Here is an 11,302-nt window from a genome sequence, read left to right as displayed (position 1 = left end):
GCGGGTTCGAGTCCCGTCCGTTCCGCCACTTATTGAAAGCCCTGAGTTAACGCTCAGGGCTTTTTCTTTTGCTGTCATTCAATTATTGCTAAATCTGCAAAAATCCTCTGCGTTATACGCTCTTTTTATCTACACGTTAGAAGGCCATACTCCTCCGACTAACGAAGACTGTGATTAAAAAGAGGAAATTTATGACTATCCCTGCATTCGGTTTAGGTACTTTTCGCCTGAAAGACGACGTCGTTATCGCTTCTGTTAAAACAGCTCTGGAACTGGGCTATCGGGCCGTCGACACCGCACAAATCTATGATAACGAAGCCGCGGTTGGTCAGGCGATTGCTGAAAGTGGTGTGCCGCGCAGTGAGCTGTATATCACCACCAAGATTTGGATTGAGAATCTCAGCGAAGAAAAACTGATCCCGAGCCTGAAAGAGAGTTTGAAGAAACTGCGTACCAATTACGTTGACCTGACGCTGATCCATTGGCCTTCACCAAACGATGCGGTTTCTGTTGAAGAATTTATGCATGCATTACTGGAAGCTAAAGCACAGGGCCTGACTCGCGAAATTGGTATCTCTAACTTTACCATTCCGCTAATGGAAAGAGCCATTGCTGCAGTGGGCGTAGAGAACATCGCGACCAACCAGATTGAGCTGTCCCCGTATCTGCAAAGCCGTCAGGTGGTTGACTGGGCCAAAGCGCACGGTATTCACATCACGTCTTACATGACGCTGGCATACGGTAAGGCACTGAAAGATGAAGTCATTGCCGGTATTGCCGCGAAACATAATGCGACACCGGCTCAGGTGATTCTGGCATGGGCGATGGGTGAGGGATACTCGGTGATCCCTTCTTCGACCAAGCGAGAAAACCTGGCCAGTAACCTGCTGGCGCTGGATCTGCGTCTGGATGCTGAAGACAACGCGGCGATCGCGGTGCTGGACTGCAACGATCGTCTGGTTAGCCCGGAAGGTCTGGCACCCGAGTGGGACTAATGACCTGACCCTGCGACCCCCTGTGCCCTTTAACCCTCTTTCACAGCTCCTGCGGGAGCTGTTCTTATATGTTCACTCAAAAAGTCGATAAATGCCCGAATGCGAGTACTTACTGCCCGATCGCTGTAGTAAACAGCGCTGAACGGCATCTCTACTGGCAGGCGTTTATCCGCCAACAATTCGACCAGTTCACCTCGTGCGATCTCCTTATCAATCATATAATCTGAAAGACAGGCAATACCGTTTCCGCTCAGACAAAGTTGTTTTAGCGTTTCGCCGCTGTTAGAAGATAGTCCGCATTCAGCCTCATGAAGCTGCCCATCGCTGCATGCAATCGGCCAGGTATTGAGTGAAACCGGTTCAGAAAAACCGAGACACAGGTGCTGCTTAAGCGCTTCGACGCTCTCTGGAACACCAAATTTCGCAATATAGTCAGGCGAAGCAATAATCTTACGATAGCTGGTAAACAATGGACGTGCGCGTAGGCTCGAGTCAGTCAGCGTGCCTGCACGTATAGCTACATCCACTTTTCGTTCAATAAGATTGATGAACGTTTCTGAAGAGACCAGCGACAGCGTCATCTCAGGATAGCGTTCGCGGAAGGGCTTGATGAGCGGAATCAGGAAATGCAGCATAACCGGCGTAGCGGCGTCAATGCGCAGCAAGCCACGCGGCGTATTGCGAGACTCCATAATTTCCGTCTCTGCGGCGGCCATTTCCTGCAAGATTAGCTGTACGCGCCTGAAGTAACGTTCACCTTCCTCGGTCAGGCTTAGCTGCCGGGTGGTCCGATTGAGCAAGCTGACGCCCAGTTTCATCTCCAGTTTTTTTACGGCCCGACTGACGGCAGAATTGGCCTGTCCCAACTGCTCTGCGGCGCGGCTAAAGCTACCGCTTTCCACAACAGCCACAAAAATCGCCAGTTCTTCTGAGGTTGCTTTCATTTTTGCACCTGAAGCAAAATTATATTGAGATTTTGAATATTTTTGTTATTAAAACATCCCGGCATACTGCATGTCATCTGATTACTGATGATATGGAGTTTATTTATGCCACTCGCTTTATTCGCACTGACTATAAGTGCCTTCGCCATTGGCACGACCGAATTTGTGATTGTCGGCCTGGTACCGACTATTGCTGAACAACTGGCCATCTCTTTGCCTTCTGCGGGGATGCTGGTTTCAATTTATGCGCTGGGGGTGGCGATTGGCGCACCAGTGCTGACCGCTCTGACAGGGAGCCTGCCGCGTAAACAGCTGCTGGTTGCGCTGATGGTGCTGTTTACTGCCGGTAATTTGCTGGCTTGGCAGGCTCCGGGCTATATGACCTTAATTGTCGCCCGTCTGTTGACCGGTCTTGCACACGGCGTGTTCTTCTCGATTGGTTCAACCATTGCAACAAGTCTGGTGCCTAAAGAGAAAGCGGCTTCGGCTATCGCCATTATGTTTGGCGGTTTAACGGTGGCCCTGGTGACGGGCGTCCCGCTGGGCACATTTATCGGTCAGCATTTTGGTTGGCGTGAAACCTTCCTCGCAGTCTCAATGCTGGGCGTCATTGCGCTAATTAGCAGCCAGTTGCTGATCCCGGCGAATATTCCAGGTCGGGCTGCCGCCAGCATCCGCGATCAGGTGAAAGTCTTAACCCATCCTCGTCTGCTGTTGATTTATGCGGTTACGGCGCTGGGCTATGGTGGCGTCTTTACGGCGTTTACCTTCCTTGCACCGATGATGCAGGACCTGGCCGGATTCTCCCCGACAGCGGTAAGTTGGATCTTATTGGGATACGGCGTCTCTGTGGCTATCGGTAATATCTGGGGCGGTAAACTGGCGGATAAACATGGTGCAGTCCCTGCATTGAAGTTCATTTTTGCTGCACTGTTTGTTCTGCTGATGCTATTCCAGTTAACGGCATCCACGCAGTACGCGGCGCTGGTAACGATATTGGTGATGGGGATCTTTGCCTTCGGTAACGTACCGGGATTACAGGTTTATGTTGTGCAGAAAGCGGAACAATTTACCCCCAATGCAGTTGATGTCGCCTCCGGACTGAACATTGCGGCGTTTAACGTCGGTATTGCACTGGGTTCGGTGATTGGCGGGCAAACGGTAGAGCATTATGGCTTAGCGCAGACGCCGTGGATTGGCGCGCTTATCGTACTGGCTGCTTTCTTACTGATGGGCATCAGCGGTCGTCTTGATAAACCTGCGCGGATCACGCTGGGATAACTCATTGATGTAAGTACCCACTTACAAAACAAACTGCAATTGCTCGTTGAAAGTAAGCCTTAAAGTCCCTATAACTGAAGAACCAGTCCGGCTGCGGACTGGTTGACGTTACAGAGGTTTGAAAGTCTACAGTGCGAAAAAACACCTATGCTATGCGCTATGTTGCCGGACAACCCGTTGAGCGGATCTTACCGCCACGGTCGTTTGCGCATATTGGTCAGGCATTACCCGCCGGCGTTCCCTTAAGCAGTGAAGACCGTATTCGCGTGCTGGTGTGGAATATTTTTAAACAGCAGCGGGCAGAATGGTTGTCGGTGCTGAAGAACTTTGGCAAAGACGCGCATCTGGTGTTATTGCAGGAAGCCCAAACCACGCCGGAACTGGTGCAGTTTGCGACCGCTAACTATCTTGCTGCCGATCAGGTTCCCGCCTTTGTGCTGCCTCAGCACCCCTCTGGCGTCATGACGCTGTCGGCGGCACATCCTGTTTACTGCTGCCCTCTACGCGAACGTGAGCCTATTTTACGGCTGGCAAAGTCGGCGCTGGTGACGGTATATCCCCTGCCAGACACACGTTTATTGATGGTGGTGAACATCCACGCGGTTAACTTCAGCCTCGGGGTGGATGTCTATAGTAAGCAGTTACTTCCCATTGGCGATCAGATTGCTCATCACAGCGGCCCGGTGATTATGGCCGGTGATTTCAACGCCTGGAGCCGTCGACGGATGAATGCGTTGTACCGTTTCGCCCGTGAAATGTCGCTACGCCAGGTGCGCTTTACCGACGATCAGCGCCGACGCGCGTTTGGTCGCCCGCTCGATTTTGTGTTCTATCGTGGTTTGAACGTCAGTGAAGCCTCTGTGCTGGTGACGCGCGCATCCGATCACAATCCACTACTCGTTGAATTTAGTCCCGGCAAGCCTGAACAATAAAGGTGTGTCAGGTCTGCCGTGGGGCAGGCCTGTTAGGGTGCTGTCCTTTATCTTTCACCACAACCGAAGGACAACACAATGACTACACGCTCTCATCATGACAACGTCGAAAAGCAGTTTGGCTCGCAAGCGAATGCCTATTTAACCAGCACGGTACACGCCTCTGGCCGTGATTTACAACGGCTGGCGGAAAGGCTGTCGGCATTTCCACAGGCCAGCGTTCTCGACATGGGATGTGGTGCGGGACACGCCAGCTTTGCGGCGGCACATCAGGTAAAACAGGTCGTGGCGTATGATTTATCGGCGCAGATGCTCGACGTGGTCGCGCAGGCGGCAAAAGAGAAGGGATTAGACAATATCGCTACCCGGCAAGGATATGCCGAAAGCCTGCCGTTTGAGGATGGCTCTTTTGATGTGGTGATTAGCCGCTATTCTGCTCATCACTGGCATGATGTCGGACGCGCGCTGCGAGAAGTGAATCGTGTATTGAAACCTGGCGGTGTGGTGATTGTGATGGATGTCATGTCACCTGGGCACCCGGTACGGGACATCTGGCTGCAAACCGTTGAAGCGTTACGCGATACCTCACATGTGCGCAACTATTCCAGCGGTGAGTGGCTGTCATTGATGAATGATGCCAATCTGATTGCCGATACGGTGTTGACGGACCGCCTGCCGCTGGCGTTTAGCTCATGGGTCGCGCGGATGCGTACCCCGCAGGTGTTGATTGACGCGGTTCGTTTATACCAGCAGAGTGCGTCTGCCGAAGTGCAGGCCTACTTCGCGTTACAGCAGGACGGGTCGTTCACCAGTGACACGATTATGGTTGAGGCGCATAAAGCGGCATAAATAAAAAAGGCACTGGGGGGAAACCAGTGCCTTAATGTTTATACTGCTATCAGGAGTCCGGCATACCGTTGTTTTTCACAAACAACGTCAGCTGATCGCCCGGCTGCAGATTGTCGGTATCGTTATTCCAGCGCATCACATCCTTGATGTTGACCCCGTGACGTTTAGCAATGCTCGAAAGCGAATCGCCCTTACGTACACGATAGGTAATGCTATCGCTGTTTTTAGCCAGTCGCTGCGCGCTGGTGCCTGCACCTACGGTCAAGCTTTGGCCCACTTTCAGAGTCGAACTACGCAGATTATTCCACTGCTTTAGCTCATTCGCATTCACGCCAAGACGTGAAGCGATGCCGGAAAGCGTATCGCCAGAGCGAACCTTGTAGCTACGGCTGTTCAGCGGCGTGTTATCCGCGACCAGCGTTGACTGTACGGCTGCAATTTCGCCTGACGCCAGGGACTCACGCAGTTTCTCCGCGTGCTTCTTTGGCACCATCACATATTGCGGGCCGCTGACACCCAACGTGGAGCCTTTCACGCCAGCATTGAAGGTCTTCAGCTTGCTGACGGAAATACCCGCCATATCGGCAACCTGAGCCATCTCAACCGGGCTGTTCAAGCGAACACGTGCCAACGCGCGGCTTTCGTCTGTGGTTGGCAGACGCACGCCATAACGCTTGCTGTTCTTGAGAATATCACTCAATGCCAGCATTTTGGGCACATACTGCTTCGTTTCCTGAGGCAGAGGGAGTGACCAAAAATCGGTGGGCTTGCCACGAGATTTGTTCGCTTTCATTGCCTTCATCACGCGACCTTCACCGCTATTATAAGCAGCAACGGTCAGCAGCCAGTCGCCATCAAACATCTTGTTCAGACGCTGCATCATGTCCAACGCGGCAGTGGTGGAAGCCACAATGTCGCGACGTGCATCATAATTGCGGGTCTGCTTTAAACCATAATTGCGCCCCGTGCTCGGAATGATCTGCCAAATGCCTGCGGCATTGGCGCCAGACGTTGCGTGAGGATCAAAAGCGCTCTCCACTATGGGTAGGAGTACCAGCTCCATCGGCATGTTACGTTTCTTAACTTGCCCGGCTATCCAGTACATATACGGCTCTGCCCGTAACGTTACATCGTGGAGATAGCTCTTATTGCGTAAATACTTCTGTTTCTGTTCGCGAATCCGGTTGTTTTCCGGAATTCCCATCTTTAGCTCGTCACCAATGAAAGCCCACAAATCCTGATCGGCGGCGATAGATGTCCCATCGTCCATCCAGCGCGCCTGGCTTGTAAACTTTCCTGCTTCCCCTTGACCAGCTGCAGAAAGGCTCTGTGCGTGTTGTTGGACGTTACCAGTATTCTGGCACCCAACAAGCAGGACAGAGGCGAGTAATATCGCTTTTGCCTTCATGTGTGTGTCAATAGTTGCTTAAAAGACGACCGATCATAACGGCGAAGTTTTCAAAAGGCAACCCAGAATTGTCAGAACGTATCTTTCTTTGACCTTAACCACGCAAAACGCGCTTCAGGTTGTTGCAATATTGTTTCTTTGTTGATTTCATTAATTAAATCAATGTCTTCCGTTCTTAAAAAAATATTATTTCTGCGCTCATTTTTCAGAATTACGGGTAGTGTCATTTGGTTTTTTACGCGTAACTCATTAACTTTACGATAATAATCATTTATAGACGGATCGTGCGGGAGAATGCTTAAGGCAAACTTCATATTTGCTAAAGTGTACTCATGTGCGCAACAAATTAACGTATCATCCGGAAGGGCACTTATTTTTTTAAGTGATTGATACATTTGTAATGCTGTGCCTTCAAAAAGCCGGCCGCAGCCGCCGGAAAACAGCGTGTCGCCGCAAAACAGATAAGGGTGGCTGAAGTAACAGATATGTCCTAAAGTGTGACCCGGCGTGGCAAATACGCTAAATTCATGCCCTAAAACGAGTGCGATATCACCCTCTTCGACTACACGTGTGGTTCCCTTATCTTGTGTTTCAGCAGGTCCATAGACCACTATTTGTGGAAAGCGCTGCACAAGTTCTTTCACGCCGCCAACGTGATCATGATGGTGGTGGGTAAGTAAAATAGCCTCTGGCACCCAGTTGTGCTCAGCAATGGCTTGTAGCACCGGAGCCGCCTCGCCAGGATCGACAATCAGGCAATGATTCTCATTATTGGTCAGGACCCAGATGTAATTGTCATCAAAGGCGGGAATACTGTTAAGATTCATAAATTACCTCTCAATGCGAAACGGAAGGTTGTGATGAAACCGGCAAGGCTCCCTCAAACTGTCGTAGCGCCCGTGAGCTGGGATGATTTACCCTGGGGCGAACACTATCGTGAGGCGCTGGAGTATCAGCTTAACCCGTGGTTTGCAAAAATGTACGGTTTTCATCTGCTTAAGATTGGTAATTTAAGCGCAGAAATCAATTCCGAAGCGTGCGCGGTTTCTCATCAAGTCAATGTTTCTTCGCAAGGCTCGCCGATGCAGGTGCTGGCGGATCCTCTGCATCTTCCCTTTGCCGATAAATCTGTTGATGTCTGCCTATTGGCGCATACGCTGCCGTGGTGCTCCGATCCGCATCGCTTACTGCGCGAGGCCGATCGTGTGCTTATCGATGACGGCTGGTTAATACTGAGCGGATTCAACCCGGTCAGCCTGATGGGCCTGCGCAAGCTGGTACCGGTATTACGTAAAACATCACCTTACAACAGCCGGATGTTTACGCTGATGCGCCAGTTGGACTGGCTTTCGTTGCTGAATTTCGAAGTGCTGCACGTCAGCCGTTTTCACGTTTTGCCCTGGAAGAAGCACGGGGGAAAAATGTTAAGTGCGCATATTCCGGCGTTGGGATGTATGCAACTGGTGGTCGCGCGCAAGCGAACTATCCCGCTTACGCTTAACCCAATGAAACAAAACAAAAGCAAAGCGCGTATCCGTCAGGCCGTTGGTGCAACCCGGCAATACCGTAAACCGGACGCTTAAGCTTCGGGTTGATACCCAACATCATCCTGTGTAGGACTCATCGCCGCGGCGCGGGCAAGCTCGTCGCAGCGTTCGTTTTCCGGGTGGCCAGCGTGGCCTTTGACCCATTCCCACTTGATTTGGTGCTGACCCAGCGCCGCATCCAGGCGTTTCCAGAGATCGACATTCTTGACCGGTTTTTTGTCTGCGGTTTTCCAGCCGCGTTTTTTCCAGTTGTGGATCCACTGGGTGATACCCTGGCGCACATACTGGCTATCGGTACTGAGCACCACTTCACATTGTTCTTTAAGTGCTTCCAGCGCGACGATAGCCGCCATTAGCTCCATGCGATTGTTGGTGGTGAGGTTGTATCCTTCGCTAAAGGTTTTTTCTCGCCCGCGAAAGCGTAAAATTGCCCCGTAGCCGCCGGGCCCTGGATTTCCCAGGCAAGAACCGTCGGTGAAAATTTCTACCTGTTTAAGCATCTCTGGTAGACTTCCTGTTTTAGAGATCGATATAAACGATAAGTCTGACATAAATGACCGCTATGAGCACTGGAATTACACGGCAGATCGTCCTCGATACCGAAACCACCGGTATGAACCAGATCGGTGCCCACTACGAAGGCCACAAGATTATTGAGATCGGTGCGGTTGAAGTGGTGAACCGACGCCTGACCGGCAATAACTTTCACGTTTACCTGAAGCCCGATCGACTGGTGGACCCGGAAGCGTTTGGCGTACACGGCATCGCGGATGAATTCCTGCTCGATAAGCCCACTTTTGCTGATGTTGCTGATGAGTTTCTTGACTACATCCGCGGTGCGGAGCTGGTCATCCATAACGCATCGTTTGATATCGGCTTTATGGATTATGAGTTTGCAAAGCTCCATCGCGATATCCCGAAAACGAACACCTTCTGTAAAGTGACCGATAGCCTGGCGCTGGCGAGGAAGATGTTTCCTGGCAAGCGTAACAGCCTTGATGCACTATGCTCGCGTTATGAGATAGACAACAGCAAGCGTACCTTGCACGGCGCATTGCTCGATGCCCAGATTCTGGCCGACGTTTATCTGATGATGACCGGTGGGCAGACCACGATGGCATTTTCCATGGAAGGTGACAGCCAGCAGCAGAATGATACCGGGATCCAACGGATTGTGCGTCAGTCCGGCAAGTTACGTGTTGTTTTCGCCACTGATGAAGAGTTAGCGGCCCATGAGTCGCGCCTTGACCTGGTTCAGAAGAAGGGCGGAAGTTGCCTCTGGCGGGCATAGTTTGCGCGTTTACCGTGCAGAAATGGCTATTCGGGTGATTTTTGCAGCAAACGATTAAAAACGTGAGAAAAAGCGTTGACGAGGGGCGAGGCAATCCGTAATATTCGCTTCGTTCCCAAGCGGAACACAACGCGGAGTGGTAGTTCAGTTGGTTAGAATACCTGCCTGTCACGCAGGGGGTCGCGGGTTCGAGTCCCGTCCATTCCGCCACTATTCAGAAAGCCTGAATCAGCAATGATTCAGGCTTTCGTCGTTTTAATCCGCCCAAAATACCCATCCCCCCCCTGGCTGGCTATCAATCTCCCTGTCCTGTCGATCCCGGCAGCACATCAGGTCATCCTTAACCTGATGAATAGCGCAGTGTGCTTAACTGGAGAAGCGATTCATTACGCAGGCAAAGCGGGGTGAAAAATTATCGCCAATCAGAACCGTCTCTTTATTCAGGTGCTTCAACATATACAGTTTGTCAGTACGTTCGTAGGCATCGAAGAAGAGATAATCCACAGCATCCGTTGCGTTATCATCAGGCGATTTCTCACGTCCCTCGGGCGTTAGCATGAAGACCCCCGCGGTATGGCCGAGCGGCCGTGCGTAACGGAAGAACAGTTTGCGGTTAACGCTGAACTCGCCTTCATCACTTTTTAATTTCCCTTGTACGGACAATGAGAGATGCCCGGAATTGTAGCTGGTTATCAGCAGGATCCCATTGAGCTCCTTTTTTGTATTATGAATGTCGAGTATCGACGTGAATTCCGAGGAACAGGAAAAACTGATTTCCTTTTTCTTAGCATCTCCGGCGACGACGAGAAAAGCGATAGCCGCCAGTCCGCAAATGGCAATCATGACGGACCACAATAATGGAGAGCGATCGCTTTCCTGTTTCATATTATTCCTCATGATGGCGATACTGGCTGATGCAATGGTAGTAGCCGAGGTTGAGTCCGCATTCTGCCGCAAACGACCAGTCAACCAGATTATGGTTGCTCGACCAGGTATTGAGATACAGCTCTTTTGGGGTTGAACAGTTCGGGTTAATGCCGACGGATTTAAAAATATCCAGCGCCTTCTTTTCAGTAATGGTGTCTGTGAGGGCATTCCCTAATATATGTACCCGGCATTGCTCGTAATCGATGGTACGCAAAATAGAGGCATCGGTCATGGCAATTTCATTTGGTATCCACGTTAACCAGGCTGTTGCCAGTACGGCGATGCCGGTAATTAATGCGGTGATTGCTATAGGCCATCGGTTTTGTTTTTTTGTCTTTCGTACCGATGTAAAAGAAGCGGTACTGGTGAGGGGCTTTTTTTCTTCTTGCTGCTGAATATTGATATTGACGTCACCCATTCGAAATCCCGTACGCGGAATCGTTACGATGTATTCTGCCGGGTGCCCCGTCGACGTTATTGCTTTGCGCAGAAATGAAATGTGCTGATTGAGATTAGCATCTGTCGCTCTAGCGCCATTATGCTGGAATACATTGAGTAGAATCTCGTCGCGCGTGGAGATATCTTTACCATTTTGCAACAAATACATCAGTAATTGTACTGCTACATTATTCAATGTGGCTATCTCACCAGATGAGATATCTTTTAGCGTATTTTTATGTGGTTTAAATACTAATCCATCACCAATAATTACGGATTTAATCTTATTTATTGGTATATGAGAAATCACGGATATCTCCTTTGATGCAACAAAGCATGGAATCTCACAGTCGAGTGGTTGAAGCAATAGCATAACATAATTTATTTATGAAAAATGACTGTGTTATTGAACGTTTTATTAATGTTTTTATAACAATATTTCAATGTTTATCTGAACGTGCGCTATTATCCTTTCCCATTTCTCCTATCTTATTGTCATTCCTCGTTTTTGATATCCATTGGCATTTTTACAAAACTTTCATAAATACATTGCTCCTCCTTTTTAAGCTAAATAAAAAAATATCCAATAGATAAAAACACTATAAAAGATATAAATGATAGGTATTAACACTGGTTTTCTTGCGATTTTAGGCGGTTTTTGCGCGATAGATCGGTGTGATAGCGGGGAGG

Annotated in this window: 11 protein-coding genes, 1 tRNA gene and 1 pseudogene; 7 read left to right on the top strand and 6 right to left on the bottom strand. The window is 50.1% G+C overall.

Annotated elements, in window-relative coordinates; genetic code table 11:
* The first annotated feature begins 191 nt into the window (after positions 1-191).
* On the top strand, positions 192-995 hold the full coding sequence (dkgB, locus tag FDX01_RS21865) for a 2,5-didehydrogluconate reductase DkgB (protein ID WP_137400451.1): 804 nt from the start codon (positions 192-194) through the stop codon (positions 993-995).
* A gap of 29 nt (positions 996-1,024) precedes the next feature.
* Here dkgB and yafC read toward each other — a convergent pair whose 3' ends face one another.
* Entirely contained in the window at positions 1,025-1,939 is a 915-nt protein-coding gene (yafC, locus tag FDX01_RS21860) for a DNA-binding transcriptional regulator YafC (protein WP_096758211.1), read from the bottom strand.
* 105 nt (positions 1,940-2,044) lie between these two features.
* Between yafC and FDX01_RS21855 the strand changes: the two genes are divergently transcribed.
* The 3 genes from FDX01_RS21855 (at position 2,045) to FDX01_RS21845 (ending at position 5,001) form a co-directional block, all read left to right on the top strand.
* Complete coding sequence (locus FDX01_RS21855; RefSeq protein WP_137363201.1) at positions 2,045-3,220, top strand: MFS transporter; 1,176 nt, start codon at positions 2,045-2,047, stop codon at positions 3,218-3,220.
* A gap of 131 nt (positions 3,221-3,351) precedes the next feature.
* The gene (locus FDX01_RS21850) at positions 3,352-4,152 is read left to right on the top strand and encodes an endonuclease/exonuclease/phosphatase family protein (RefSeq protein WP_137400450.1); all 801 of its coding nucleotides are present in this window, start codon (positions 3,352-3,354) and stop codon (positions 4,150-4,152) included.
* Between the two features lie 78 nt (positions 4,153-4,230).
* On the top strand, positions 4,231-5,001 hold the full coding sequence (locus FDX01_RS21845) for a class I SAM-dependent methyltransferase (protein ID WP_115259369.1): 771 nt from the start codon (positions 4,231-4,233) through the stop codon (positions 4,999-5,001).
* Between the two features lie 49 nt (positions 5,002-5,050).
* On the opposite strand, the gene mltD is transcribed toward FDX01_RS21845, so the two are convergent.
* A complete protein-coding gene (mltD, locus tag FDX01_RS21840) occupies positions 5,051-6,409 on the bottom strand; it encodes a murein transglycosylase D (protein WP_096758207.1) in 1,359 nt (452 codons plus the stop codon).
* 71 nt (positions 6,410-6,480) lie between these two features.
* Positions 6,481-7,236: a hydroxyacylglutathione hydrolase gene (gene gloB, locus FDX01_RS21835; protein ID WP_117341990.1), complete on the bottom strand. Its 756-nt coding sequence runs from the start codon at positions 7,234-7,236 to the stop codon at positions 6,481-6,483.
* Between the two features lie 33 nt (positions 7,237-7,269).
* Between gloB and FDX01_RS21830 the strand changes: the two genes are divergently transcribed.
* Positions 7,270-7,992, top strand: coding sequence for a class I SAM-dependent methyltransferase (locus tag FDX01_RS21830; protein WP_115259365.1), 723 nt, complete (start codon positions 7,270-7,272; stop codon positions 7,990-7,992).
* On the opposite strand, the pseudogene rnhA reads toward FDX01_RS21830, so the two are convergent.
* A pseudogene (gene rnhA, locus FDX01_RS21825) lies at positions 7,989-8,565 on the bottom strand (ribonuclease HI). The gene FDX01_RS21830 and the pseudogene rnhA sit on opposite strands and share 4 nt — an antisense overlap.
* On the opposite strand from rnhA, the gene dnaQ reads away from it, so the two are divergent.
* Together dnaQ and FDX01_RS21815 are read left to right on the top strand one after the other, a co-directional pair.
* Complete coding sequence (dnaQ, locus tag FDX01_RS21820; protein WP_197737705.1) at positions 8,519-9,247, top strand: DNA polymerase III subunit epsilon; 729 nt, start codon at positions 8,519-8,521, stop codon at positions 9,245-9,247. The pseudogene rnhA and the gene dnaQ sit on opposite strands and share 47 nt — an antisense overlap.
* Positions 9,248-9,380: 133 nt before the next feature.
* Positions 9,381-9,457: transfer RNA gene (locus FDX01_RS21815), tRNA-Asp, on the top strand.
* Between the two features lie 156 nt (positions 9,458-9,613).
* Here FDX01_RS21815 and FDX01_RS21810 read toward each other — a convergent pair.
* Positions 9,614-10,132: a hypothetical protein gene (locus tag FDX01_RS21810; protein ID WP_117341991.1), complete on the bottom strand. Its 519-nt coding sequence runs from the start codon at positions 10,130-10,132 to the stop codon at positions 9,614-9,616.
* 1 nt (position 10,133) lies between these two features.
* The gene (locus FDX01_RS21805) at positions 10,134-10,922 is read right to left on the bottom strand and encodes a winged helix-turn-helix domain-containing protein (RefSeq protein ID WP_117341992.1); all 789 of its coding nucleotides are present in this window, start codon (positions 10,920-10,922) and stop codon (positions 10,134-10,136) included.
* Positions 10,923-11,302 lie beyond the last annotated feature (380 nt).

It is taken from the genome of Citrobacter sp. wls613 (assembly GCF_005281195.1).
Lineage (GTDB): Bacteria > Pseudomonadota > Gammaproteobacteria > Enterobacterales > Enterobacteriaceae > Citrobacter > Citrobacter gillenii.
Note: the sequence above shows the minus strand (reverse complement) of the source record. Positions and strands in the feature narration are given on the sequence as shown.

Bases quoted from the DNA above. Each gene is read 5' to 3' on its own strand.
- dkgB (WP_137400451.1), top strand. From the start codon at position 192: ATGACTATCCCTGCATTCGGTTTAGGTACTTTTCGCCTGAAAGACGAC.
- yafC (WP_096758211.1), bottom strand. From the start codon at position 1,939: ATGAAAGCAACCTCAGAAGAACTGGCGATTTTTGTGGCTGTTGTGGAA.
- FDX01_RS21855 (WP_137363201.1), top strand. From the start codon at position 2,045: ATGCCACTCGCTTTATTCGCACTGACTATAAGTGCCTTCGCCATTGGC.
- FDX01_RS21845 (WP_115259369.1), top strand. From the start codon at position 4,231: ATGACTACACGCTCTCATCATGACAACGTCGAAAAGCAGTTTGGCTCG.
- mltD (WP_096758207.1), bottom strand. From the start codon at position 6,409: ATGAAGGCAAAAGCGATATTACTCGCCTCTGTCCTGCTTGTTGGGTGC.
- gloB (WP_117341990.1), bottom strand. From the start codon at position 7,236: ATGAATCTTAACAGTATTCCCGCCTTTGATGACAATTACATCTGGGTC.
- FDX01_RS21830 (WP_115259365.1), top strand. From the start codon at position 7,270: ATGAAACCGGCAAGGCTCCCTCAAACTGTCGTAGCGCCCGTGAGCTGG.
- dnaQ (WP_197737705.1), top strand. From the start codon at position 8,519: ATGAGCACTGGAATTACACGGCAGATCGTCCTCGATACCGAAACCACC.
- FDX01_RS21810 (WP_117341991.1), bottom strand. From the start codon at position 10,132: ATGAAACAGGAAAGCGATCGCTCTCCATTATTGTGGTCCGTCATGATT.